This is a genomic window from Galbibacter sp. PAP.153 (genome assembly GCF_037029175.1).
In the GTDB taxonomy this organism is placed as follows: Bacteria; Bacteroidota; Bacteroidia; order Flavobacteriales; family Flavobacteriaceae; genus Galbibacter; species Galbibacter pacificus.
Window position 1 is genome coordinate 44137 of the sequence record NZ_JAZEUN010000003.1, and the last position, 24768, is coordinate 68904.

The window sequence follows — 24768 nt, forward strand, 5'->3', positions numbered from 1 at the left end:
ATTAACTTATTAGCTCCTTACATTAGTATGACTTTTCCTTCGTCGAAGTGACTAAAGCTTTGCACCTTTGAAACTCTGAACTCAAAAAAGCTAATCTCCATAAATATCGGTTCGGTAGTTTTCTTCTTCGCCTTCAAGTATTTGCAAATAGCTTTTATACCTGCTCCATGCTATTTCGTTGTTTTCCAATGCTTTTTTTACCGCGCATTTGGGTTCGTCTATGTGTAAACAGTTGTTAAACCTGCATTGGCTTTTCAGCTCGAAAAACTCCGGGAAATAATCACCTACTTCATATTTGTCCATATTTACAATTCCAAAGCCTTTAATTCCGGGCGTATCGATAATCCGGGCGTCAAAGCTCAAGTCGTACATTTCGGCAAAAGTTGTGGTATGTTGGCCTTGCTTGTGTTGTTCGGAAATTTCGGCCGTTTTTAAATTCAAATCGGGCTGAATGCAATTTATAAGCGTAGATTTTCCAACTCCCGAATGTCCAGAAAATATGCTGGTATTCCCTTCCATTATATTTTGGACTGCCGCTATGTTTGTATTTGTCTTTGCCGACACTTTAAAGCACTGATAACCAATTTTTTTATATACATCGGCCAGATATTCTACATCTATCAATTCTTCTTCTGTATAGGTGTCTATTTTATTGAACAGCAACACCGGGGTAACATCATATGCCTCTGAAGTAACCAAAAAACGGTCTATAAAATCTGTAAAGGTTACCGGATCTTTAAGGGTTACCAATAGAAAAGCTATGTCTATGTTGGCTGCAATTATGTGCGTTCGCTTGGAAAGGTTTACAGACTTGCGTATTATATAGTTTTTGCGGTCGTGAATGTTAGCGATTACACCAATTTTTTCATCGCCGATGGTTTCCAGATTAAAGTCCACAACATCACCAACAGCAATGGGATTGGTACTTTTTATTCCTTGAATCCTAAACTTTCCCTTTATCCTGCAATTAATAAAAGTTCCATCTTCGGCCTTTACATTATACCAACTCCCGGTTGATTTGTAGACTAATCCTGTCATATTGAAAAGTTAGAAGTCAAAAGTACACAAAATTATTTCGTTGAAAATTAATACCGATCCAATGAAATAATTTTATGCATTTACCTGTAGTAAAACTGAAATTTATATATTTTTCTGATATAAATTTCAGTTTTCGCAGCAGCAAATCACAACTATAATGTTAGTTCCTTTTGACTTCTTAACCTCTTGTTATTATTTAACGATTTTTTCTTGGTGATTGATGGATTCTTGGTGAATTGCCTTGAAGATCCGTAAGATAAATTCTTCGCTCAAGCCATTCTGCTCTCCTTCCAGCACCATTTTTCCTAAAATTTCGTTCCATCGTTTAGACTGAAGCACGGCTACGTTGCGTTGTTTCTTTAGCTTCCCGATTTCATCAGAAACCTTCATGCGCTTGCCCAGTATTTCTATCAGCGAATTATCAATCACGTCAATCTGCGCACGGCAATTGGTTAATTTGCTGTTGTATTCGGCTTCCTCATCGGTTTCTTTTCTAATTTTCAAATCCCTCATGATCTGCTTCAGACTTTGCGGAGTAACCTGTTGGGCGGCGTCGCTCCATGCATTGTCTGGATCGCAATGTGTTTCAATCATCAACCCGTCGTAATTTAAATCCAACGCCATTTGCGACACGTCAAAAATCATGTCCCTTTTTCCAGTAATGTGCGAAGGGTCCAATATCAATGGAAGATCGGGGAATTTATTTTGAAGCTCAATGGCCAGTTGCCATTCCGGATTGTTTCTGTATTTAGTTTTTTCATAAGTAGAAAATCCTCTATGGATAACCCCGAGGTTCTTGATGTTCTTGCTGTACAGACGCTCAATACCGCCTAACCAAAGGGCCAAATCTGGGTTTACCGGGTTTTTTACCAATACAATTTTATCGGTTCCTTCCAGGGCATCGGCAATTTCTTGAATAATGAACGGGCTAACGGTAGAACGTGCGCCAATCCACAATAAATCCACATCGTTTTCCAAGGCCAGTTCTACGTGTGCTTTATTGGCTACTTCGGTTGCAGTTTTTAAACCGGTTTCTTCTTTAACTTTTTTTAGCCATTTTAACCCAATAGAGCCTACGCCTTCAAAATTTCCAGGTCTTGTTCTTGGCTTCCATATTCCTGCACGGAAGTAATTTACATCGCTATCTTTTAGGTCGTGAGCAATTTTTAATACCTGCTCTTCTGTTTCTGCACTACATGGGCCTGCAATTACTAACGGATGATCTAAGTTCATCCCGTCTAACCATGTTCTTAATCCTGCTGAATTTTCCATTTTAAATTTACTTATGAAGTTTTGATTGAAATTCCTTTTAATATTTCCTTTATTCTATTTGTATCGGCCATCTCTTTATAGATAGCGTTATAATCGTCTTGTTGCATTAATTCTTTAAACTTTTGAAGGTTTGCTATATATTCTTCAAGCGTTTCTATTACGTTTTCTTTGTTCTGTTCGAAAATGGGGCTCCACATGGCCGGCGAACTTTTTGCCAGCCTTACGGTACTTTCAAATCCACTGCCTGCCATATCAAAAATATCGCGCTCGTTTTTTTCTTTTTCGATAACCGTTTTTCCCAACATAAACGAACTGATATGCGATAAATGTGACACATAGGCAATGTGCTTGTCGTGCGCCTTTGGATCCATGTAACGAATGCGCATCCCCAGATCGTTAAATATTTTAAAGCCCCGTTCCTGTAATTTAAAGGCTGTTTTTTCTACCTCGCAAACTATATTTGTTTTCCCTGTATACAATCCTCTTATTGCTGCTTTTGGCCCAGAAAACTCGGTTCCGGCAATGGGGTGTGCTGCCAAAAAGTTCCTGCGCTTTGGGTGATTTTCTATAGCAGTGCAAATATTCGCTTTTGTTGAGCCAACGTCAAAAACCAAAGTATCGTCTTTTACGATGTCCAAAACCTTGGGAATCACTTCCAAGGAAACATTTACGGGAATGGATACAATTACCACATCGGCCTCCTTAGCATCTTCCAGGGTCCCTTTTCTATCTATAAACCCAATAGATACGGCTTCTTCCATGTGTGCTTCGTTGGCATCAAACCCTACAATGTTGGCTTCTTTGTTGGAGGTTTTAATGTCTAATGCCATTGAACCGCCTATGAGCCCTAACCCTATTACAAATACATTCATTACTATCTATGGTTTATGGTTTTTGATATACAAATTTGTTTATGTTCCATTTTAAAACCTATTTATCGCTTCCTTAATCTGTTCTTCTTTTACGCACAACGAAAAGCGGATGTACCCTTCTCCATTGCTCCCAAAAATGGTGCCCGGGGTAATAAAGATGCTTTTATCGTACAATATTTTGTCTATAAACGCTTCCGCCGATGGCATTTCTGAAGGCAATTTGGCCCAAACAAACATTCCCGAAGCATCTGTATTGTACGTACAGCCTAATGTATCGGCAAGCTGAAAAATCAAGGCCCTTCGTTTTTGGTACACTTTGTTCAACGCTGAATACCACTTTGACGATAGCTCCAATGCCTTTACCGCTCCTTTTTGCAAGCCGTAAAACATACCGCTATCCATATTGCTCTTTACTTTAAGCACCGCATCAATAAACCGTGCGTTCCCTAAAACAAACCCTACGCGCCAACCGGCCATATTGAATGTTTTGCTTAATGAATTTAACTCTAATGCCACTTCTTTGGCACCAGGTACCGCCAAAATGCTCAATCTTTCTTCGTTCAGCACAAAACTATAAGGGTTATCGTTTACCAACAGTATGTTGTTGCGTTTGGCAAATTTTACCAGTCCTTCAAATATCTCTTTATTGGCGTTGGCACCGGTTGGCATATGCGGATAGCTTAACCACATTAGCTTTACTTTGGAAAGGTCTGTTTTCTCCAAAACTTCCAAATCGGGCAACCAACTACCGCTTTGGGTTAAACCATAATATTTAGGTACTGCGCCCACCAACTTTGTTACCGATGTGTATGTTGGATATCCCGGGTTTGGAATGAGCACCTCATCGCCTTCGTTCAAAAAAGCCATACTAATGTGCATAATCCCTTCTTTGGAGCCCATTAACGGTAATAACTCTGTATTGCTGTCAACTTCAACTTGAAAATGCTTTTTATAAAAGTTGGCAGCGGCATTCCTCAATTCCGGGAGCCCTTGATAGCTTTGGTACTGGTGGGCCTTATCGTCTCCCAACGAAGTGACAAGTGCTTCTAAAACTTCTTTGGACGGAGCCATATCGGGGCTTCCTATGCCCATGTTGATAATGGGTTTCCCTTCGGCCATTAATCCTCTTACTTCTCTTAATTTTTTAGAAAAATAGTATTCTTCAACGGTTTGTAAACGGTCTGCAACTTGTATCATTTTTTTGCATTTTTATATTCGCCATGTACCTTAAAGTGCGATGCCATTATTTTAAGCAATGCCTTTGCCTTTTCAAAATCTTCATACTGTTCAAAAGTCACGTCGACAAAAAAGGAATAACGCCATGGGGTTTCTATTTTTGGCAACGACTGTATCTTGGTCAGGTTTAACTTGCAATCGCTCATTACGTTCAATACGGTTGCCAAGCTCCCTCTTTTGGTACCGAGCTCGAACATTACCGATGCCTTGTTGATGGCTTCTTTTGGTATGACCGAATTTTTTGTTTGTACAATTACAAAACGTGTGGCATTGTTTTTCATGGTCTGTATGCCTTCCGCCAGGATATCCAAATCGAAAATATTGGCTGCAACCTTGCTTGCAATGGCCCCCATACCTTTTAATTGTCCTTGATGTATTCTCCGGGCCACTTCGGCGGTATCGGCATCTTCTATCAATTTTATATGTGGATATTGCTTAAAGAACACCTTGCATTGCAATAAGGCCATTGGGTGCGAGTATACTTCGGTAATATCCTCGATGCTTTGCCCTTTCAATACCAATAAATTATGCTGTACGTTAATGTAATGCTCGCCGATAATGTGCAGGCCGTTCATGTCTATAAGGGCATAATTGGGGATAATGGACCCTGCAATGGAATTTTCTATGGCCATTACACCTACACTGCTTGTTTTACTTAACAGGCTATCTACCAAGGCATCAAACGAAAGACATTCGTCTACGCCTACATCATCGCCAAAATATTCTTTTGCCACCTGATGGTGAAAAGAACCTAATATTCCTTGTATTGCAACTTTATTGTTCATTTAAATTTTGCATAAAAAAAAGTCCCGAAAAAATTCCGGGACCTTATATATTTTACTTTAGCAATAACCTATAACCGTCCCGTTCTTTCATTAAAAAAATAAAAGAAGAAAAAGTAAAAGTTCCAGATATAAGCGTTTGCCAACATGAATTTTATACTGTTTTGTGGTGCTAATGTAATTATTAATTTGAAAAATAAAACCCTTTGCCCCGTTTTTTTTGAAAAAAAGAGTATTTCATAACTTTTTTTAAATAATTAATTTCAAAAATCACGCTTTTTTAAAAATCCCATAACCACTTTTTGCCCTTTGCCCTATATTTACGCTCGCCAATAGCCGCTATTAAAAAATATGTAGTACCTTTCTAAATAAACTGTAACAGGCATGCTGAAGGATCCCGACTTTTCAATTTTTAATTCTATCCTTGATAACGACTTTTATAAATTTACCATGCAATGCGCCGTGGTAAAATTGTTTCCACGCGTAAAAGCAAGATATAAATTTATTAACCGGGGAACACACAAGTTCCCTGAAGGGTTTGGCCAAGTACTTAGAACCGCTGTAGACCAAATGGCACAATTGCAACTAACCAAAAGCGAAAAACAGTTCCTTAAAGAAAACTGCCAATACCTCAACCCGGCTTATGTAGACTTTCTGGAAGGTTACCGTTACGACCCCTCTGAAGTGACCATATCACAAACCGGGGAAAATCTGGAAGTTTATATTTCTGGCTATTGGTACAGGACCATTTTATGGGAAGTCCCTATTTTGGCCCTTATTAGCGAGCTGTTTTACAAACTTACCGGACAAAAACGCTGGAGCGATGAAAAAATAACGGCCAATACACTTGAAAAAATTAAATTATACAACGAACTGGGCGTAACCTTTGCCGAGTTTGGTACCCGGCGAAGGCATTCGTACCGCACGCACCGCGAGGTTATGCATACGCTATCATCGTATAAAGGGCAAAGTTTTATAGGTTCCAGCAACGTGCATATGGCAATGCTGTACAATGTAAAGCCCATTGGTACACATGCGCACGAATGGTTTATGTTTCATGCGGCCGAGTATGGGTTTAAAATGGCCAATGCCATGTCGCTCGAACATTGGGTAGACGTGTACCGTGGCGATTTGGGTGTTGCACTGTCTGATACGTACACCACGGAAGTATTCTTTAAACAGTTCGACACCAAATTTGCCAAACTTTTCGACGGCGTCCGGCACGATAGCGGCGACCCGATTGAATTTGCCGAAAAAACCATTGAGCATTATAAAAACCATGGCATTAACCCCTTGTACAAATACATTATATTTTCTGATGGCCTCAACCCAGAGAAAGTAGCGTCCATAACCAGAGCCTGTAAAGGAAAAATAGGCCTCTCCTTTGGTATAGGCACTAATTTAACCAACGATGTTGGCCTAAAACCCATGAATATTGTAATTAAACTTACCGACGTACTCACCAGCGATAACGAATGGCTGCCTACCGTAAAACTATCGGACGAGCCCGGCAAGCACACCGGCGATAAAAAAATGATTGCCTTGGCCAAAGAATTACTCAGGATTGCTTAACCGGGCAAGGTGTATGGTTTCAAAGGTGCAGAGGTGTAAAGGTGCAAAGATACAGAGGTGCAAAGTTATGGTCACTTCGATCCCGACCAATAGCATCAGGAGAGAAGTCGCATAGCATAATGATCAAATAAGTTAACGAGGAAAGGGGTTTTTGAGTTGAGAGCCGTATGTCCCTAATAACAAATAACAATTAACTAACCCCCTAATCACTTTTCCCTCTTCCCTAATAACCATTCCAAAATCCCAACTACCAACTCTCAACGAACTTTAAAACTTTTTAACTTTCAACTTTTAACTTTAACACATTAAAACTACATTTGGTGTATGTCCATAGAAGTCTTCAACATAAGTAAAAATTACGGAGCGCAACAAGCGCTTAAAAATATATCCTTCACCCTTAAAAAAGGAGAAATCGTTGGTTTTTTAGGGCCCAATGGTGCCGGGAAATCAACCCTGATGAAAATCCTTACCACCTATTTAAGCCCTTCCGAAGGAACTGCCAAAGTAAACGGTTTTACCATTGATGCCCAAAAAATGGATGTAAAACAAAGCATTGGGTATTTGCCGGAGCACAACCCGTTGCACTTGGATATGTACGTGCGCGAATATTTAAATTATACCGCCAGTTTATACAAGGTTAAAAAAAATGTTGTTGAAGAAACAATCGTCCAATGCGGGTTGACCCCGGAAACCAATAAAAAAATAGGCGCCCTTTCTAAAGGATACCGCCAAAGGGTCGGGCTGGCTGCTGCGCTGATTGGCAACCCCGATGTCTTGATTCTCGATGAGCCCACTACTGGGCTTGACCCCAACCAGTTAATCGAGATTAGAAAACTTATAAAAAGGGTTGGGAAAGAAAAAACCGTACTGCTCTCCACCCATATCATGCAGGAAGTCGAGGCTATTTGCGACCGGGTAATCATTATTAATAAAGGTGAGATCGTGGCCGACAAAAAGCTTACCGAACTTAGAAAAGCACAAGAGCAGATTATCGAAGTGGAGTTTGATTACCGTGTGGAAGAAGTATTGTTGGAACAACTGCCAAAGGCCAAACAGGTAAAAAACAGTATTGGTTTTGTATATGAAATTACCTTTGAAACCGACACCGATATGCGCGCCACCGTTTTTGACTTTGCCCATGACAACGGACTCAAAACGCTTCAACTCAATCAAAAAAACAAAAACCTGGAAAGTTTGTTCGTAGAGCTTACCAGCAGTTAATTTTTTACTTTTCCCGCACCAGTTTCTCGATATTGATACGGTTTACCCCGATATCTTCTATTTTTTCAACCCCCTTTGTAACAAGCGTGTCGCCATGAACGGTATACACAAACGAAAAGCTATTGCCCTCCCACTCCCTAAAGTTGCAATACGCTAAATGTTCGGTATACAAACTGTCTTTTACAGAATAGGTGCCCCCGCCAGCCACAAAAGCCGCTGTACTGTCCTTTCCATGGTTTAAATCATGGTTTAAAAAGGCAAAATGTGTTTTGTTGATAATTTTAATCATTTCCCTGTCCCTGGTATAATCGGTTACCGTGGTGTCCGTTCCCTCAATGGTAGTTCCCGAAATCAACCTCCAGGTACCTATCAATGGGTTGTCCACCGTTTTTGGTTGATTTTTTTTAGGTGAACAGGAAATACTTATGATTGCTACCGCAATAAGAAAAGTAAGTTTTTGCATGGTTATGGTTGGTCTAAATTAATCTATAAACAAATATAGATGAATCGATAAGATAATTAAATAAAATTTTTGGACCCCGCCCCTTTAATACCATAGCCTATAAATAGAACCATACCAATACATGGGCAAACTATATGGCGGTTTTTTTTATATGTCCTGATACGTTAATGCACCTATTTTTGGGGTCTTTTATATATCCAGATATGTTGGTGGACGTATCCCGTGGGGTTCTGGACGTATCTGGAATTGTATTTTTAGCAAAAAAAGGACTAAAAAGCACTATAACCTGTTATTTTGTAAGAGAAATATGTATTGTTAGTAACAACTAAACCAATACCATATACTTCGCTACTACTATTTTTTAGGTGTTTTATATAAGAAATTGGTGTTTATTGAGCGATTACTTAATTAAAATAAATCGTTACGAGAATTGAATAAAATAGACAAATCATTAACAAAAACAATCAAGACTTCTGACCTTCAGAATGTTTCGACAGATTTGGCTGAAGTTATACTGGATTCGATGCTCGATGACGGAATTTTAAAGGATATTCCGATTTTAGGTTCAATCGTTGGCATGGGAAAAACTGCTTCAACAATAAATAAAAGATGCTCTTTTTCTAAAAAAAATAATTTATTTTTTGACAGAGTTAAAAGATATTCCAACCGAACAGAGAGAAAAAATGATTGACTCGATTGATAACTCGGAAAAACAGAAAATCAAAATCGGAGAAAAACTGATTTTCATATTGGACAAGTGTGATGATTATCTTGATGCTAAATACATTGGGCAATTTTTCCGTGGATTTCTGGAAAGTCAAATAACTTACGAGGAGTTTTTACAAGGTGCACGCATAATTCAAAATATTTATAACGGAGACTTGGAATATTTTTTAGGTCGTGACCTATCCAAAATTGAAATTGAAGCATCAACAGAAGAAGCACCTGACGATGATACTTTTCCGTTAATTAATAGTGGGATTTGTGGGTTTGGATATAATCCAACAAGAGTAGAAGACCAACGGGACTATGAAATATCAGATAAATCTATTGTTAAAGGTGGAGAAGTTGTAATATGGATTACATCAATTGGAAAAAAACTGAAAGACATTTTAAAAATTGAATAATAATTAATGCCAACAACAGTAACCATTATATAACCCACTAATTCAATAAAAACTAGATAGATTTAAGGGCTTTTGTTTTGTTACACAATTTAATAGTATGTTAAAAATTTAATTTTTTAATAACTTGTGCAATGGTAGAATATACAACCGAAATTATGGCGTACTGACTGTAAACATTGGGCACACGCTAAAAAAACAAAAACGCAATAAAATGAAAAAAATAGGATTGGTTGGTGGAATAAGTTGGACTTCAACTTTAGACTATTATAAATATATAAACCAAGGCATAAACGAAAAATTAGGAGGGCTTAATTCGGCTGAATGCATTATATATTCCTTGAATTTTTCTGATATTCAAGATATAGGGTGGACAAACTCTTACGATCTCATTTTCAACGCTTGTAAAAGTTTAACATCCAACAATATAGATTTTATAGTCTTGTGCGCCAATACAGCCCATTTATTTGCTGATGAAATACAATCAAAAATTAACATCCCTATTATTCATATCGCATCTGCCACTGCAGAAGAAATAAAAAAGCAAAAAATACATAAAGTAGGGCTGTTAGGCACAAAATTTACAATGGAAATGGACTTTTACCGAAATAAACTGAAGGAATATAACATTGAAACCATTGTTCCATCAAAAAAAGAAGATATTGAAGAAATACAGGAGATTGTAAAAAATGAGCTCGGAAAAGGAATTATAAATAAAGAATCGAAATTAAAATTTATACAATACGCAAATGAATTAATAGAAAGAGGAGCAGAAGGCCTCATTTTAGGATGCACGGAAATACCAATGCTAATCGATCAAAAGGATTTCGACTTTCCGGTATTTGATACAACAAAAATTCATGTTGAAAACATTGTAAATTTCACCTTAAATCAATAAAAGTCAACTGCTGTTACTAATGCCAATTATGAAATGGCACCTATCGTAAATTCTATTTTTCTATGTTCCAGGTTGTTGCTTTCTCCTTTGCAACATACAATTAGACAAGCTATTTTACATTCCTTGGTTTAATTATCATTCTAAACGATTGGTCTTTGTGGAAATAATATCCAATCCAATCGTAAAGGGCACGAATACGGTTCCTGTAATTTACCAGTGACATAATATGTACAAAAATCCATATGCACCACGCCAAAAAACCATTGATAAAAAATTTCTCTTTGGGCCCATCGGTTACTGCTTTGTTCCTCCCAATGATAGCCATGGACCCTTTGTCGCTATATTGAAAAGGCTGCCATTGGTCCTCGGTTTTCTTTAAAAGATTATCGCCCAGGTTGCGTGCCTGTTGCAAGGCTACTTGCGCCACCTGCGGATGCCCATCTGGATAGGCCGGGTCTTTGGTGAGTAAAGCGGTATCGCCAATGGCAAAAATATTATTGTAGGCTTCCAAACGGTTAAACGCATTGGTTTTTAAACGGCGTCCACGCCCGTAATCTTCTTTTTTAAAGCCGTCGAATACCTTGGCAGAGACACCTGCGGCCCAAATAAGGTTTTTAGATGCTAAAGTAGTCCCATCAGATAAATACACGGTGTCTTCCTTAAAATCCTGTACCAGTGTATCCAATTTCACAATAACACCCAATCCTTCTAATTTTTTCTTGGTGTAATGCTGCGTTTTATCAGACATGGTGGCCAAAACGGAATCTTGCCCGTCCAACAGGTAAATATCGCCCAAATCTTCTTTTTTTAGTTCGGGGTAATCTTTCCGGAGGATATTCTTGCGCATTTCGGCCAAAATACCCGAAAGCTCAACACCGGTTGGCCCTGCCCCGGCAATAACAAAAGACAATAGTTTTTTTCTGTGCAATGGGTCTTCTACACGGGTGGCCCTTTCCAATCGGGTAAATACTAAATTTCGCAATGCCAAGGCATCGCCAATGGTTTTCATGGGCAATGACCATTTTTGTACATTTTCATTGCCAAAAAAATTGGTTTCTGTCCCGGTGGCCATTACCAAAATATCATACGTAAGGCTCCCGTTGCTCAATTCGACCCTGTTTTCTTCGGGAATTACTTGCTGCAATGCACCCAACCGAAACCGTACGTTCTCTTTTCCCCTTAAAATCTTCCTGAAAGGATAACTAATGGCCGAAGGTTCCATAAAACCCGATGCTACTTGATACAATAATGGTGGGAAAAAATTATAATTGTTTAAATCTACCAAAATAACTTCGTAAGCAGGCGAATGCTTCAGCTTTTTTATAAGTTCCAATCCGGCAAAGCCCCCGCCAATAACTACAATTCTCTTTTTCTTATCGGTATTCATTTCTTTAACAACTTTTATTTCTTCAAAGTTAGGAGAAACTACCCGGAATAAAGTTAATCTGGTTCAATAATTACTCTTCGTAAATAAGTTTTCCTTTGTAGTGTTCTACTATTTCAACTGTTTGTGGTATGCCTACGGAAATAATATCGCCCGTGCTATAAATATCGCCTTTTAGCAAGGTGGAAGCTTTTACAATTACATCGTTGGAACTCCTGTGGTAAACAGTTGCGTTTTCAACCGGGAAATTACGTCCTTCAAAACGGCCATTTCCGGAAGCCATGTTAATATTCAGGCTTTTTGCTTTTCCGGTCATGTAAATATTGGAAATACCATTGAAGACAATTTGAAACTGATTTACATCAACGTTCAAATAAATAGCTGCACTGGTCAAGTATTCGTTGTTTTGATAATTCTCTGAATAAACCGTTAACTTATCGGTAGTAATGGTGCCTTCAGAACGAATTTCCCGCTGGGTTGCACTGCGTATTTCTGCAATGTCGGGAGCAGCAACAAAAATGGTTGTAAACTCGTATTTGCGCACATAATTGCAAATATTGTTATTGGTCAATATTAATTGACCGTCTTTTACTTCGGTATGGATATCGTTCATTAAGTTTTCTCCCGATTCTACCACAACTTTGTATTCGGGCGCTTGTTTTATCACCATTGTTATGCCTTCGTTTACCAAAATACGCGAAAAATCGGTTGCCGGTCTTTCTTCTTGAACAATGGTGCCTGCGGTTTGAAAACAATCGTTGGCATCTTCGCTATTGCAGCCTAAAAATACTGTTGCCAACAGCAAACCCGTTATTAAATATATGCCTTGTAGTATTCTCATTTAAAAATATCTTAAAGTCTATAACCAATTCCTATTTCTACCGCTTCTGCTTGTGCAGCATGTGCCTTTACGGTTACCACTCCAAATAGTTTTTTGTTTTTGGTGATGTACCCCTTTAAACCGCCCCGCAAATACATTTGCCCTTCGTAATCTATTGGGTAATATACATAATACCCCGCTTGTGCAATAACAGAAAACCTATTGATAAACAGTTCATGGCCAATAAAAATTCCGGCGCGCTTGTAATCTTCGGAACCATCGATACCTCTTTCGGGATAGGCAATCGAGCTATACTCAATATATTCCTTTAGAAAGTTGGAATAAAACACATCGGTCCCCAGTTGAATGGCACTTTTTTTATTGAGGCGCTTATCGGCATACACCGAAAAAACATAAAAAGGAAACTGGCCGCTATGGATTACATCGCTCTCGTTAACGCCCGTTCTAAACACAAAATTAAAACGTACGGGCTCGGTATACCTATTTGTTAAGCCTTCGGTTTTTATGTATTCGGGTTCAATAGCATCCAATTGATAATTTACACCTACATTTAGATTAACGGTATTTATACTGGTGTTGGGCGCCTTGGTGTTTCCATTGGAATAATGCACCAACGTAAGTCCGGCTTGAAGTCCGAATTTATCAAAAATGCGTTCTTTTTTATAATTCAGCATTAAATAAGTGCTGCTCAATAACTTCGACCCAAAAGCAACATTCCTATAATTGTCTTCTTTATCATAAGGGTTTCCGGCTATGGCAATTCCCTGCCCCACCCGAAATATTAAATTTCTGTTGAAAAAATAAAAATTGTAATGCCCGTAAAACGCCACGTTGCTTCCCATGTATTCATTCTTGAAATCATGGTAAATCATGGAAGCCCCGTAATCTGGATAATTATACAACTGCTCCCATTCTTTATTTCCGTACGTTTTTTTGTTCCAACTGAAAATAACACCCTTGGGATGCGCTGTTATTAGGTGAAGAATATCGTTATTGTGCCTGGTTATATTTCCATAAAAATAGTTTACATCAAAATAAGATGCATAAGAATTGGTGTTTTCCTGTGCAAAAGAAACACTTGAAAACACCAAGAATAGAATAGCTAGTATGCGTCGCATAATTTTAATTTCGACTGCAAAAATAATCTTATTTTTAAAATAATTCTGAGGCAATAGCCTTAATATTATCGGATTTACCCATTGAGTAGTAATGTAGCAAAGGTACACCTGCTTCTTTTAATTCTTTTGATTGTTCAATGCACCATTCTATGCCCACCTGACGCACTTCCTTATTATTCTTACAGGCATCTACGGCATTTACCAAATTTTCGGGAAGGTCTATTTTAAACACTTGCGGTAATAACTGAAGGTGTTTTTTAACCGCAATGGGCTTTATGCCCGGAATAATGGGCACATTGATTCCTGCGGAGCGGGCTTTCTCTACAAAAGCAAAAAACTTGCTGTTGTCAAAAAACATCTGTGTAACAATATAATCGGCTCCGGCATCTACCTTTTCTTTTAATTTATTAAGGTCGAAATCGAGCGAAGGAGCTTCTAAATGCTTCTCGGGGTAGCCGGCAACGCCGATACAAAAATTAAAATCGTCTGCCTTTTCTATAGTTTCATGCAAATATTTTCCTTCGCACATATTGCGTATTTGTTTTACCAAACCGGTTGCAAACGTATGTCCGCCATCGGTAGGTTCAAAATAGCGTTGGTGTTTCATGGCATCGCCACGGAGGGCCATTACATTTTCAATTCCCAGATATTGGCAATCCACCAGCATGTACTCGGTTTCTTCTTTTGTAAAGCCTCCACACAGCACATGCGGTATGGTATCTACGTTATATTTATGTTTTAAAGCGGCACAGATTCCAACCGTTCCCGGACGCATACGTGTTATTTTCCTGTCGAAAAGGCCGTCCCTTTCAATATAAACAAATTCTTCACGGGAAGTGGTTACATCTATAAAAGGTGGATTAAACTCCATTAAAGGATCTATATTATCGTACAGTTCCTGTATGTTTTTTCCTTTTTGCGGCGGGATTATTTCAAAAGAAAATAAGGCTTTCCCTTTAGCTTTTTCTATATGTTCGGTTACTTTCATTTTTTAGTTGTTCGTTCTCTTTCTAGTTGATTATTGTCTGTTCTGTTGGCTTTTTCTTTAAAATTCAGACTTATAACAACTGCTTCTTAAGCTCTTCAAAATCACTTTCGTATTCCCAATAGATCCATCTTCCGTCAAGGTAATCTGTCAAAATATATTTTTCGCTTAATGATTTAATCCTTGATATGGCCACAACCTTTTTAGAGAAGCCTTCCACATTGACTTCTTCGGTTATTTCCTTATTTAAGGCATCGAACCCATGAGAAATAACATGGCTCCCTAAAGACAGTTCTATAAATTCTGTTTTCATCTGTTTCTATTTTATTTTTGTTGGTTGCTGGTTTTCAAAGTTAAAGAGTTAATGAGGAGAAAGTTAAGCCTGTTTTATGGTTTATTACCGTTTTTTGTTTTTCCTCACTTCCCAACTTTCAACTTTATAATTATAATTCATCAATCTGCAATATTTGGGTTTAACCATTTGGTAGCTTCTTCAACAGAAATCCCTCTCCGTTTTGCATAATCGGCAACTTGGTCTTCTTTTATTTTTCCCAATCCGAAATATTTACTTTTAGGATTTGCAAAATAATAGCCAGACACCGATGAAGCAGGCCACATGGCCAAACTGTCTGTCAATTTCACGCCAATTTCTTCTTCAACATTCAAAATTTCCCAAATTACTTTTTTCTCCAAATGATCAGGACAAGCAGGGTAGCCCGGTGCAGGGCGTATTCCTTTATAGGATTCTTTAATTAATTCTTCATTTGTTAACTGTTCTGCTGCATCGTAACCCCAAATTTCCTTTCGTACCCGTTCGTGCAAATACTCGGCAAAAGCTTCTGCCAATCGATCTGCAAGGGCTTTTACCATAATGGAATTGTAATCGTCCAGATCTTTTATATACCTATTGGATATCTCATCGACTCCAAATCCGGTAGTTACACAAAAAGCACCGATATAATCTTGTTTTCCATGCTCTTTTGGTGCAATAAAATCGGCCAATGCAATATTGGATGCCCTTTTGTTTTTTTCTGATTGCTGACGAAGGGTAAGAAATTTATTCAGTTCCTTTCCATTTTCGTCATATAATTGAATATCATCATCGTTTACTTGATTGGCTGGGAAAATTCCTAAAATGCCTTTTGCGGTTAACCATTTTTCATCAATAATCCTGTTCAGCATTTCGGTAGCTTCGGCAAATAATTTGGCAGCTTCTTTTCCTACCACTTCATCTTCCAGAATGGCCGGATATTTCCCGTGCAATTCCCACGAACGGAAAAAAGGAGTCCAATCTATATATTTTTTTAATTCATCTAAATTAACTGCTACTTGTTTCACCCCGATAAAATTTGGTGTTTGGGGGGTAAATTCTTCCCAATCCAGTTTTAATTTATTGGCCCGGGCCTGTTTAATGGTTAAAAAATTCTTCTCGCGGGAACGGTTTAAAAAACCTTCGCGAAGCTTATCGTATTCGTTTCGGAGCGAAATTCCATATTCTTCTTTCAACTTCGGGTTTAACAAACTTCCAGCCACGTTTACGGCGCGGGAGGCATCGTTTACATGCACCACCGTTTTAGAGTATTCGGGGGCAATTTTCACGGCTGTATGCGCCCTTGAAGTGGTGGCTCCACCAATCATTACCGGGATGCTTAAATTGAGTTTTTCCAATTCTTTGGCCAAGTACACCATCTCGTCCAATGAAGGTGTTATAAGGCCGCTTAAACCAATAATATCCACTTGTTGGTCAATGGCCGTTTGAATAATTTTTTCGGGCGGGACCATTACCCCAAGGTCAATGATCTCGTAATTGTTGCATCCTAAAACCACGCTTACAATATTTTTACCAATATCGTGCACATCGCCTTTTACGGTTGCCATCAATACTTTTCCTGCCGAGCGAGAGTTTTCATCTTTATCGGCTTCAATGAACGGTAACAAATAGGCCACGGCTTTTTTCATTACCCGCGCCGATTTTACCACTTGCGGCAAAAACATTTTTCCGCTTCCAAAGAGGTCGCCCACCACATTCATCCCGTTCATTAAATATCCTTCGATAACCTCGATGGGTTTATCTACAGCTTGCCGGGCTTCTTCCGCATCTTCTTCTACAAATTCCAATACCCCTTTTACCAACGAATGTGTTATACGGTCTTGTAAACTGCCGTTACGCCATTCCTGTTTTTGTTTTTCGGTTTCCTTGGTATTTCCTTTTACGGTTTCGGCATAATCCAACAAACGCTCGGTAGCATCGTCGCGCTTATCGAGCAATACATCTTCTACGTATTCCAACAGTTCTTTGTCTATCTCATCGTAAATTTCGAGCATTTCGGGGTTTACAATCCCCATGGTCATTCCGTGTTGGATTCCGTGATATAAAAAAGCGGCATTCATAGCTTCGCGAACGGTGTTGTTTCCGCGGAAAGAAAAAGAAACGTTGCTTACCCCACCACTTATATGCGCATGCGGAAGATTTTCGCGAATCCATTTGGCGGCCCGGAAAAAGTCGACAGCATTTTGGCGGTGTTCTTCCATTCCAGTGGCAACCGGAAAAATATTTGGGTCGAATATAATGTCTTGCGGTGAAAATTTAACCTTGTTGACCAAAATATCATACGAACGTTTACAGATTTCAATCCTACGCTCGTAATTATCTGCTTGCCCAACCTCATCAAAAGCCATTACAATAACCGCCGCGCCATAACGCCTAACCAGTTTGGCATGATGGATAAATTGTGCTTCTCCTTCTTTTAAGCTGATGGAATTAACAATTCCCTTCCCCTGAACAACCTGAAGGCCGGCCTCGATAATTTCCCATTTGGAGCTATCTACCATAATTGGTACACGGGCAATATCTGGTTCGGCGGCAATGAGGTTTAAAAAAGTGACCATTGCCTTTTTCCCGTCAAGCATACCCTCGTCCATGTTCACATCGATAATCTGGGCGCCACCTTCAACCTGGGCACGGGCAACCTCTAATGCTTCATCGAAATTTTCTTCTTTTATCAAACGAAGAAAACGTCTTGAACCCGTTACGTTTGTACGTTCCCCAACATTGATAAAATTAGAATTTTCATCAATTACCAAAGGTTCCAGTCCAGAAAGCACTAAAGGGACACGTTGGTAGTCTTTCGCTATTTGTTGTTGGTTATTGGTGTTATTTTTCACTAACTTATTTTTAGTCATTTTATATAAATTCGTGCTTCAACAAGCTCAGCATGACATCATTCATTAATAATTTTCAACCAAAACTTTTCTCGGTTGATATTCTTTGGCTATTTCGGCCAGTAATTTTATGTGGTCGGGTGTAGTACCGCAACATCCACCAATAATATTCACCACATTTTCTTCCAAATAATTGCGTACCAAAGCTTGCATTTCTTCCGCTGTTTGATCGTATTCGCCAAAATGGTTGGGCAAGCCTGCATTTGGATATGCAGAAATATAAAAAGGGGATTTTTCTGATAATCTTTTTACATAAGGCATCAATTGGTCGGCGCCTAAAGCACAATTAAACCCCACACTTAACAAAGGTACATGCGAAATACTTATTAAAAAGGCCTCGGCCGTTTGCCCGGAAAGTGTTCTTCCCGAAGCATCGGTAATAGTGCCGCTTACCATAACCGGAATATCAATGTTGCGCTCTTCTTTTACCTCTTCAATGGCAAAAAGTGCCGCTTTGGCATTTAGGGTATCAAAAATAGTTTCCACCAACAGCACGTCCACGCCACCGTCTATCAGTCCTTCGACTTGCTGCTTGTATGCAATGCGCAATTCATTGAACGTAATGGCCCGGAACCCAGGATCGTTTACATCGGGCGACATGCTTGCTGTACGGTTGGTCGGCCCCATGGCCCCCGCCACAAAACGCGGTTTTCCTGGCTGTTTTGCCGTAAATTCATCGGCTACTTTTTTGGCAATTTTAGCCGATTCTAAATTGAGCTCGTACACAATATCTTCCAAATGATAATCGGCCATGGCAATGGTGGTTCCCGAAAACGTATTGGTTTCCACGATATCGGCTCCGGCTTCAAAATATTTTGCATGAATTTCTGCAATAGCCTTGGGCTGTGTTATTGAAAGTAAATCGTTGTTCCCCTGCAACGGATGCCCAAAATCTTTAAACCGTTCGCCACGAAAATCTTCTTCGGTAAATTTATATTGTTGCAACATGGTTCCCATGGCCCCATCTAGCACCAAAATCCTGTTTTCGAGTTCTTTTTTAATATTTTTTTCCATTTTCTTTTTCTTATAAGAAACAAAACATTGTTCAAAAGGGTAAATACCCGTTAAAATAATTACAATAATATGTATCAAGAAGAAAGAAAAAACCGGAAGTTTTTTGTTATCTGTCCACGCCATGCGCGGTAGAACGTAGCACCTTCTTGAGCCCATCCCCAGTCCTCCCCAAAGGGAAAGGAGCTATATACTCACTTCCTTCGGAAAACTGGAAAAGGATTAAGGGTTGCTAAGGCTTCAACGGGTCTAATCCCTTCACCTTTCTTGATAACGTGCAATATTGTTATGAACAAATGAGGTGCAAATATAAGTTAGATTTTAGTGGAATACAAGTGTTCGAAGGCTTAAAAATATGTGATGATTTTTATTTGAAAAACGGATTGAAATATACTCTAAAACCAATGCCAAATACGCCGTTTAATTGATGATTTTTTAGTGCGTCCATTTCTAGTTTGCTAAGCAAAACCGTTTTATTTGTTGTATGCTTTGTAGAAGCAACATAAATTTCGCCTAAAATGTATAGCCAATATGCAAATGAATATCCATTGCCAGACCAGAATCGTATGCATCTATATAATATCCCACCCCTGCACCTACTTCGTAATTAAATGCTGGCCTATATTTCTTCGGATGCCCCATTTGGGAATAAATGAAATGGTTTCTACAACTTCTACATTGTCTACGTTGGAAATAACAAACCAATTTGGTATATAATTGACATCAAGAGACAAGAAATTGGCTGCGTTATGATGGACTTTCTTTCCTTTAGCTTCGCGCTTTTCAAGATTATAGTAGTACCGTGGCTCAAGTGTAATTGTGGGAATCATTGCAAAACCATCTTCCTTGTATGAACTTATCCAAAAACCGGCATCAAACCCTATTTCGCTACGCAATGCAATTTTTGGGGCCAAACGCGCTTCATTATGCACCCAAATCCCCAATAATCCTGTTTGGATGCCAAAAATTGACTTTTCCACTTGAGCATTTTGTGAAAAGGAAGAATTCCATATACAAAAGCATGCTATAAAAAGTAAGTTTATTTTCTTCATCATCGTATTTATTATTTTTGTAATATAAAGAAAATAAACTAAATAGAACAACTATTATCAATAAAAAAAAGCAACTTTTTTCAAAGTTGCTTTAAATACTATTTTATAGGTAAATTGAGCTACACTATGCTTTTTACCACTTCTTTTTTAGCTTCTTTTTTGGTGCCGTCAAAGCCTTGAACACCGCCTACCGTAGTGTATTTCATGACATATTTCTTATCGGGGAAAATGCGTTGATAAGCACTTTGGCACATAATGGCCGCCTCATGGAAACCGGAGAGGATCAACTTTAACTTTCCAGGATAGGTGTTTACATCTCCAATAGCATATATTCCCGGGATGTTGGTAGCATAATCGTAAGAATTGTCTACTTTTATTGCATTTTTTTCAATCTCCAGTCCCCAATTGCCGATAGGCCCCAATTTTGGTGAAAGCCCGAACAACGGGATAAAATTATCTACTTCTATATGAGATTCTCCGTTTTTTAAATGTTTTACGGTTACCGCTTCCAATTTGTCGTTTCCATGCAAATGGGTTACTTCGGCTTCGGTTATGAGTTCGATTTTTCCTTTTTTGGAAAGTTCGGCTACTTTTTCAACGGAATCCAAAGCACCCCTAAATTCATTTCGCCTATGAACTAAATATACTTCAGAAGCTACATCGGCCAAGAAAATAGACCAGTCTAAAGCAGAATCGCCTCCCCCGGCAATCAATACCTTTTTATCCCGGTATACTTCCGGGTCCTTGATCATGTATGCAACGCCATTATCTTCAAATTTGGCAATGTTTTCTATTTGCGGTTTTCTTGGCTCAAAACTACCCAATCCTCCAGCTATAACCACAACCGGAGCATGATGTTGCGTGCCCTTGTTGGTGGTTACAATAAAGGTCTCGTCTTCCAGTTTTTCAATGGTTTCTGCCCGCTCGCCCAATGTGTACCCGGCCTCGAATGGTTTTATCTGTTCCAAAAGGTTGTTTACCAAATCTCCTGCCAGAATTTCTGGAAAGGCCGGAATATCGTAAATGGGCTTTTTAGGGTAAATCTCCGAACATTGTCCGCCAGGTTGCGGCAAAGCATCAATTAAATGACATTTAAGTTTTAACAAACCTGCTTCAAATACCGTGAACAGTCCCGTGGGACCTGCGCCAATTATAAGTATATCTGTTTTAATCATGACTTCTACTTTTTTTCTAACTTTTCTAACTTTTTCTTTTTCTATTTTGAAACCAAGCTTTTGGTAAACTCGTTTAGTTTCTCAACTTTTTCCTCAAAATTTCCCTTGATGGTTTTTCTATATGCATTCAAATTTTGAACAAGGTCATCGATATTTTCAGGAATCACTTCTTCAAAAAATTGACGCAGTCTTTTGGCTGTTGTAGGCGATTTTCCATTGGTGGAAATGGCTATTTTTACATTTCCTTTAGTAACAATACCGCCCATATAAAAATCGCAATACGGTGGGTTATCGGCTACGTTTACCAATATATTTTTTTCTTTGCAATCTTTATAAACCTGTACATTTACGGTTTCGTCATTGGTCGTGGCTATAACAATGTCTTTTCCTTGCAGGTACTTTTTATGGTATGCATCTTTTATTATTTCTAGACCAAACACTTTTGCTTTGGCTACGGTTTCTTCCCGAAAAAAAGGAGCTAACAAACATACCTTTGCATTTGGGCTTGATTTTAGAAGAAATGTTAACTTTTCTAAAGCCACATTTCCACCCCCCACAATAAGTATTTGCAATGCATGTACTTTTAAAAATACCGGATATAGTTCGTTACGCTCCTCCATTTTCTACTTCAATGACTACTTATAAATTCAACCTCTTTTTTTATGTTCAATAATAATCCCCGGTGCTTTACCACTTCGCCAATAACAATAATTGCCGGGTTTGACAGTTTGTTTTCTTTCACCACAGATTCTATGGTCGCAACGGTCCCGATGCCTATTTTTTCTTCTGGTGTTGTACCGCTTTGTATAATTGCTACAGGAACTTCTTGTTTATTTTCCTTTCTGAACAAAGCCGTTATTTCTGACAATTTGCTCATTCCCATCAAAATAACCACCGTAGCCGATGATTTTGACGCCAATTCAACATCTTTTGATAATTTATGCTCTTTGGTGGTGCCCGTTATTACCCAAAAACTTTCGGAGCTTCCCCGTTTGGTAAGCGGAATGTTTTGGTATGCAGGTACTGCCAACGCCGATGATATTCCTGGCACAAAAACGGCTTCTATACCATGCGCAATGGCATATTCCATTTCTTCGGCGCCACGTCCAAAAACAAAAGGATCGCCGCCCTTTAGCCTAACTACGTGACCGTGCGATTTTGCCCGGCTCACGATAAGCTCGTTAATCTGCTCTTGTTGATAGGCATAACACCCTTTTCGTTTTCCTACAAAAATGAGTTCGGCATCTGGGGCATATTCCAACAAGGCAGGATTTACCAAGGCATCGTAAAGCACGACATTGGCTGTTTGTAAAGCTTTCATACCCTTAACAGTGAGCAAATCCGGATCGCCCGGACCTGCCCCTATTAAAGTCAGTCTTGGTTGGTTACTTGTCTGCATGTGCTAATTCTAATCTTCTGAAAGCATTTGCTTTTTTGTAAAAAGCTTGCGCATCTTCTAAAAACGATTTTGCAAACGCTTCAGATGGTTTATTATTTTTAATTTGATAAACAAGATCAGGGAAAGTGGTGTTTAGTGAAATCTTTCCTGTTGCGACAAATACTTCGTCAAACTGATTTATAATGCCCGCTTGGGTATTTGTTTTTTTGTTTTCTCCTATCAATAAAGCTTTCGCCGTATTAATCAATGAGGTATAAGACTGATAGATACTATCTGCCCATTTTTTATCGTTAAGAGAAAGTTGTGCTTTCTCTATTTTTTCTTCACTTTCAAATAACAAAGTAGCTACCAAATCTATTACAACCCCGGCACACTCACCAACACCTACTTCCTGAACATATTTTTTATCGTGCCCCCAATCTACAAAATCATCTTCAGTTAGATTTTCTGTATCTGATAAAGGTTTCAAGAAATCGTAAAAATACATCTGTTCTTTCCGGTCGTAATACGCCAAAAAGTCTTCCCCGTTTTCTTTGTTTTTACCAAAATCGTCTAAAATTAACCGCAAAGCCTGCGGCCCTCTTTTCGATGGGACTTTTATCACTTTATCGGCAAATCTTCCCTGTCCATTTCCAAGAACACCCCCGCCCAATAAAATCTGGAGCGCCGGAGCTACCAATTTGTCTTTGGTACGAATGGACATTCCCTGAAACCCGATATGTGCCATGTTGTGCTGGCCACATGCATTCATACAACCGCTAATTTTTATGGCTACCTCACGGTTATCTTTATATTGCGGATATTCTTCGTTCAATACATCTTCCAGAACATCTGCAATACCGGTACTACTGGCAATACCAAGGTTACAGGTATCGGTTCCGGGGCATGCCGTAATATCAGCAGTAGAATTGTAGCCCAGCTCTGTAAAGCCAAGCTCCTTGAGTTCTAAATAGAACAAAGGCAACAAATCTGCTTTTACATGACGTATTAAAATATCCTGACGCAATGTTAAGCGGAGTTCATCGGCGGCATATTTTTTTATCAAGTTGGCCAGTTTCCGGGCCTTATCTGTATAAAAATCGCCTAAACGAACTTTAATTCCTATGGAAAAAAGCCCTTCTTGTTTTTGTGCAAAAACATTGGATTTCCTCCATTTTTCATACCCCTCTACATCAACTAAATCTACTTTTGGAACGGTAATGTTGCTAACAATTGACGGGTTAAACTCAAAACCTTCTTCACTAATTGGATACGACTGGTACGCTAGTGCTAATTTTTCTTCTTCAATTAATTGTAAAAATGCTTCCAGACCAATATCCTTAATGAGGAATTTCATTCTTGCCTTTAAGCGCTTTGCACGTTCTCCGTGACGGTCAAATATTCGCAATACGCTTTCTATAAGCGGAATAATTTGATCGGTAGGCAAAAATTCGTATATCACATCGGCATGGCGTGGTTGCGAGCCCAAACCACCGCCCAATAGTACTTTAAATCCTTTTTCCCCGTTTTTTATCTTCGGAAGAAATCCAAGATCATGAATATAAGACAAGGCCGTGTCATCATCTGAAGAAGAGAACGACATCTTGAATTTACGCCCCATTTCCTGACAGATCGGGTTTCTTAAAAAGAACTGAAACGTTGCGTGCGCATATGGCGTAACGTCAAACGGTTCATTGGGGTCTATTCCTGCTTCGGGACTTGCAGTTACATTTCTTACCGTGTTCCCGCAGGCTTCACGGATGGTAACATCGTTTTTTTCAAGCTCTGCCCAAAGTTCTGGTGTTCTATCTAAACTAACGTAATGAATTTGTATATCTTGACGTGTGGTAATATGCAATCTTCCGCGTGAATATTCATCAGAAACATCGCAAATACGCAACAATTGATCTCCGGTTACCTTTCCGTAGGGCAACTTGATACGCACCATTTGAACCCCTTCTTGCCGTTGGCCATAAACTCCACGGGCCAAACGCAGGCTTCTAAAGCGTTCTTCGTCTACCTTTCCTTCACGAAAAAGACGGATTTTCTTTTCTAATTCTATAATGTCTTTTTCTACAACGGGATTTTCGATCTCTGTTCTAAAACTTTGCATGTTTACTTATT

The 24768-nt window shown here is 38.9% G+C and carries 23 protein-coding genes and 1 riboswitch; of the genes, 5 read left to right on the forward strand and 18 right to left on the reverse strand.

Annotated features, from left to right (window positions below; all coding sequences use genetic code 11):
- Nucleotides 1–90 precede the first annotated feature (90 nt).
- The 5 genes from rsgA to UXI14_RS02085 form a co-directional block, all read right to left on the reverse strand.
- Nucleotides 91–1038, reverse strand: a complete 948-nt coding sequence (gene rsgA, locus UXI14_RS02065) for a ribosome small subunit-dependent GTPase A (RefSeq protein ID WP_335964589.1) — start codon at nucleotides 1036–1038, stop codon at nucleotides 91–93.
- A 192-nt stretch (nucleotides 1039–1230) separates the two neighbouring features.
- Nucleotides 1231–2310 (reverse strand): bifunctional 3-deoxy-7-phosphoheptulonate synthase/chorismate mutase type II, encoded by a 1080-nt coding sequence (locus UXI14_RS02070; protein ID WP_335964590.1) that lies wholly within the window; start codon nucleotides 2308–2310, stop codon nucleotides 1231–1233.
- 11 nt (nucleotides 2311–2321) lie between these two features.
- On the reverse strand, nucleotides 2322–3182 hold the full coding sequence (locus UXI14_RS02075) for a prephenate dehydrogenase (RefSeq protein WP_335964592.1): 861 nt from the start codon (nucleotides 3180–3182) through the stop codon (nucleotides 2322–2324).
- A gap of 51 nt (nucleotides 3183–3233) precedes the next feature.
- Entirely contained in the window at nucleotides 3234–4379 is a 1146-nt protein-coding gene (locus UXI14_RS02080; RefSeq protein WP_335964594.1) for an aminotransferase class I/II-fold pyridoxal phosphate-dependent enzyme, read from the reverse strand.
- Nucleotides 4376–5203, reverse strand: coding sequence for a prephenate dehydratase (locus tag UXI14_RS02085; RefSeq protein WP_335964595.1), 828 nt, complete (start codon nucleotides 5201–5203; stop codon nucleotides 4376–4378). Before UXI14_RS02085 ends, UXI14_RS02080 begins: the two co-directional genes overlap by 4 nt.
- Before the next feature lie 381 nt (nucleotides 5204–5584).
- Here UXI14_RS02085 and pncB point away from each other — a divergent pair, with 381 nt between their 5' ends.
- Complete coding sequence (pncB, locus tag UXI14_RS02090; RefSeq protein ID WP_335964596.1) at nucleotides 5585–6772, forward strand: nicotinate phosphoribosyltransferase; 1188 nt, start codon at nucleotides 5585–5587, stop codon at nucleotides 6770–6772.
- A gap of 324 nt (nucleotides 6773–7096) precedes the next feature.
- Nucleotides 7097–7993: a gliding motility-associated ABC transporter ATP-binding subunit GldA gene (gldA, locus tag UXI14_RS02095; RefSeq protein WP_335964597.1), complete on the forward strand. Its 897-nt coding sequence runs from the start codon at nucleotides 7097–7099 to the stop codon at nucleotides 7991–7993.
- Between the two features lie 4 nt (nucleotides 7994–7997).
- Here the strand turns inward: gldA and UXI14_RS02100 are convergent, their stop codons facing one another.
- A complete protein-coding gene (locus UXI14_RS02100; RefSeq protein ID WP_335964598.1) occupies nucleotides 7998–8456 on the reverse strand; it encodes a hypothetical protein in 459 nt (152 codons plus the stop codon).
- Between the two features lie 430 nt (nucleotides 8457–8886).
- On the opposite strand from UXI14_RS02100, the gene UXI14_RS02105 reads away from it, so the two are divergent.
- The 3 genes from UXI14_RS02105 (at nucleotide 8887) to UXI14_RS02115 (ending at nucleotide 10478) form a co-directional block, all read left to right on the forward strand.
- On the forward strand, nucleotides 8887–9147 hold the full coding sequence (locus tag UXI14_RS02105; protein ID WP_335964599.1) for a hypothetical protein: 261 nt from the start codon (nucleotides 8887–8889) through the stop codon (nucleotides 9145–9147).
- Entirely contained in the window at nucleotides 9098–9583 is a 486-nt protein-coding gene (locus UXI14_RS02110) for a hypothetical protein (RefSeq protein ID WP_335964600.1), read from the forward strand. Before UXI14_RS02105 ends, UXI14_RS02110 begins: the two co-directional genes overlap by 50 nt.
- Nucleotides 9584–9794: 211 nt before the next feature.
- Entirely contained in the window at nucleotides 9795–10478 is a 684-nt protein-coding gene (locus UXI14_RS02115) for an aspartate/glutamate racemase family protein (RefSeq protein WP_335964601.1), read from the forward strand.
- 109 nt (nucleotides 10479–10587) lie between these two features.
- Here UXI14_RS02115 and UXI14_RS02120 read toward each other — a convergent pair whose 3' ends face one another.
- From UXI14_RS02120 to UXI14_RS02175, 12 genes are all read right to left on the reverse strand, one after another.
- Nucleotides 10588–11865, reverse strand: coding sequence for an NAD(P)/FAD-dependent oxidoreductase (locus UXI14_RS02120; RefSeq protein ID WP_335964602.1), 1278 nt, complete (start codon nucleotides 11863–11865; stop codon nucleotides 10588–10590).
- A gap of 70 nt (nucleotides 11866–11935) precedes the next feature.
- On the reverse strand, nucleotides 11936–12703 hold the full coding sequence (locus UXI14_RS02125) for a head GIN domain-containing protein (RefSeq protein ID WP_335964603.1): 768 nt from the start codon (nucleotides 12701–12703) through the stop codon (nucleotides 11936–11938).
- Between the two features lie 11 nt (nucleotides 12704–12714).
- Nucleotides 12715–13821, reverse strand: a complete 1107-nt coding sequence (locus UXI14_RS02130; RefSeq protein ID WP_335964604.1) for an acyloxyacyl hydrolase — start codon at nucleotides 13819–13821, stop codon at nucleotides 12715–12717.
- A 34-nt stretch (nucleotides 13822–13855) separates the two neighbouring features.
- Nucleotides 13856–14809, reverse strand: coding sequence for a methylenetetrahydrofolate reductase [NAD(P)H] (metF, locus tag UXI14_RS02135; protein WP_335964605.1), 954 nt, complete (start codon nucleotides 14807–14809; stop codon nucleotides 13856–13858).
- Between the two features lie 70 nt (nucleotides 14810–14879).
- On the reverse strand, nucleotides 14880–15119 hold the full coding sequence (locus UXI14_RS02140; RefSeq protein WP_335964606.1) for a hypothetical protein: 240 nt from the start codon (nucleotides 15117–15119) through the stop codon (nucleotides 14880–14882).
- Nucleotides 15120–15259: 140 nt separating this feature from the next.
- Nucleotides 15260–17971, reverse strand: a complete 2712-nt coding sequence (gene metH / locus UXI14_RS02145; protein ID WP_335964608.1) for a methionine synthase — start codon at nucleotides 17969–17971, stop codon at nucleotides 15260–15262.
- A 63-nt stretch (nucleotides 17972–18034) separates the two neighbouring features.
- Nucleotides 18035–19042, reverse strand: a complete 1008-nt coding sequence (locus tag UXI14_RS02150; protein ID WP_335964609.1) for a homocysteine S-methyltransferase family protein — start codon at nucleotides 19040–19042, stop codon at nucleotides 18035–18037.
- Between the two features lie 103 nt (nucleotides 19043–19145).
- Nucleotides 19146–19316, reverse strand: a riboswitch (SAM riboswitch).
- A 319-nt stretch (nucleotides 19317–19635) separates the two neighbouring features.
- Complete coding sequence (locus UXI14_RS02155) at nucleotides 19636–20094, reverse strand: hypothetical protein (protein WP_335964610.1); 459 nt, start codon at nucleotides 20092–20094, stop codon at nucleotides 19636–19638.
- 116 nt (nucleotides 20095–20210) lie between these two features.
- The gene (locus UXI14_RS02160) at nucleotides 20211–21266 is read right to left on the reverse strand and encodes an NAD(P)/FAD-dependent oxidoreductase (RefSeq protein WP_335964611.1); all 1056 of its coding nucleotides are present in this window, start codon (nucleotides 21264–21266) and stop codon (nucleotides 20211–20213) included.
- A 41-nt stretch (nucleotides 21267–21307) separates the two neighbouring features.
- Nucleotides 21308–21886, reverse strand: coding sequence for a bifunctional precorrin-2 dehydrogenase/sirohydrochlorin ferrochelatase (locus UXI14_RS02165; protein WP_277898236.1), 579 nt, complete (start codon nucleotides 21884–21886; stop codon nucleotides 21308–21310).
- A gap of 8 nt (nucleotides 21887–21894) precedes the next feature.
- Nucleotides 21895–22665, reverse strand: coding sequence for a uroporphyrinogen-III C-methyltransferase (gene cobA, locus UXI14_RS02170; protein WP_335964612.1), 771 nt, complete (start codon nucleotides 22663–22665; stop codon nucleotides 21895–21897).
- Nucleotides 22652–24757 carry a nitrite reductase gene (locus UXI14_RS02175; RefSeq protein ID WP_335964613.1) on the reverse strand — a complete coding sequence of 702 codons (2106 nt, stop codon included), beginning with the start codon at nucleotides 24755–24757 and terminating at the stop codon, nucleotides 22652–22654. Before UXI14_RS02175 ends, cobA begins: the two co-directional genes overlap by 14 nt.
- Between the last annotated feature and the right edge of the window lie 11 nt (nucleotides 24758–24768).

What these genes read in the sequence shown, in the direction of transcription:
- gldA (WP_335964597.1), top strand. Translation starts at nt 7,097, where the DNA reads ATGTCCATAGAAGTCTTCAACATAAGTAAAAATTACGGAGCGCAACAA.
- UXI14_RS02070 (WP_335964590.1), bottom strand. Translation starts at nt 2,310, where the DNA reads ATGGAAAATTCAGCAGGATTAAGAACATGGTTAGACGGGATGAACTTA.
- UXI14_RS02100 (WP_335964598.1), bottom strand. Translation starts at nt 8,456, where the DNA reads ATGCAAAAACTTACTTTTCTTATTGCGGTAGCAATCATAAGTATTTCC.
- UXI14_RS02080 (WP_335964594.1), bottom strand. Translation starts at nt 4,379, where the DNA reads ATGATACAAGTTGCAGACCGTTTACAAACCGTTGAAGAATACTATTTT.
- UXI14_RS02085 (WP_335964595.1), bottom strand. Translation starts at nt 5,203, where the DNA reads ATGAACAATAAAGTTGCAATACAAGGAATATTAGGTTCTTTTCACCAT.
- rsgA (WP_335964589.1), bottom strand. Translation starts at nt 1,038, where the DNA reads ATGACAGGATTAGTCTACAAATCAACCGGGAGTTGGTATAATGTAAAG.
- UXI14_RS02165 (WP_277898236.1), bottom strand. Translation starts at nt 21,886, where the DNA reads ATGGAGGAGCGTAACGAACTATATCCGGTATTTTTAAAAGTACATGCA.
- UXI14_RS02140 (WP_335964606.1), bottom strand. Translation starts at nt 15,119, where the DNA reads ATGAAAACAGAATTTATAGAACTGTCTTTAGGGAGCCATGTTATTTCT.
- UXI14_RS02075 (WP_335964592.1), bottom strand. Translation starts at nt 3,182, where the DNA reads ATGAATGTATTTGTAATAGGGTTAGGGCTCATAGGCGGTTCAATGGCA.
- UXI14_RS02130 (WP_335964604.1), bottom strand. Translation starts at nt 13,821, where the DNA reads ATGCGACGCATACTAGCTATTCTATTCTTGGTGTTTTCAAGTGTTTCT.
- UXI14_RS02120 (WP_335964602.1), bottom strand. Translation starts at nt 11,865, where the DNA reads ATGAATACCGATAAGAAAAAGAGAATTGTAGTTATTGGCGGGGGCTTT.
- UXI14_RS02150 (WP_335964609.1), bottom strand. Translation starts at nt 19,042, where the DNA reads ATGGAAAAAAATATTAAAAAAGAACTCGAAAACAGGATTTTGGTGCTA.
- UXI14_RS02155 (WP_335964610.1), bottom strand. Translation starts at nt 20,094, where the DNA reads ATGATGAAGAAAATAAACTTACTTTTTATAGCATGCTTTTGTATATGG.
- UXI14_RS02175 (WP_335964613.1), bottom strand. Translation starts at nt 24,757, where the DNA reads ATGCAAAGTTTTAGAACAGAGATCGAAAATCCCGTTGTAGAAAAAGAC.
- cobA (WP_335964612.1), bottom strand. Translation starts at nt 22,665, where the DNA reads ATGCAGACAAGTAACCAACCAAGACTGACTTTAATAGGGGCAGGTCCG.
- metF (WP_335964605.1), bottom strand. Translation starts at nt 14,809, where the DNA reads ATGAAAGTAACCGAACATATAGAAAAAGCTAAAGGGAAAGCCTTATTT.
- UXI14_RS02115 (WP_335964601.1), top strand. Translation starts at nt 9,795, where the DNA reads ATGAAAAAAATAGGATTGGTTGGTGGAATAAGTTGGACTTCAACTTTA.
- UXI14_RS02160 (WP_335964611.1), bottom strand. Translation starts at nt 21,266, where the DNA reads ATGATTAAAACAGATATACTTATAATTGGCGCAGGTCCCACGGGACTG.
- UXI14_RS02125 (WP_335964603.1), bottom strand. Translation starts at nt 12,703, where the DNA reads ATGAGAATACTACAAGGCATATATTTAATAACGGGTTTGCTGTTGGCA.
- pncB (WP_335964596.1), top strand. Translation starts at nt 5,585, where the DNA reads ATGCTGAAGGATCCCGACTTTTCAATTTTTAATTCTATCCTTGATAAC.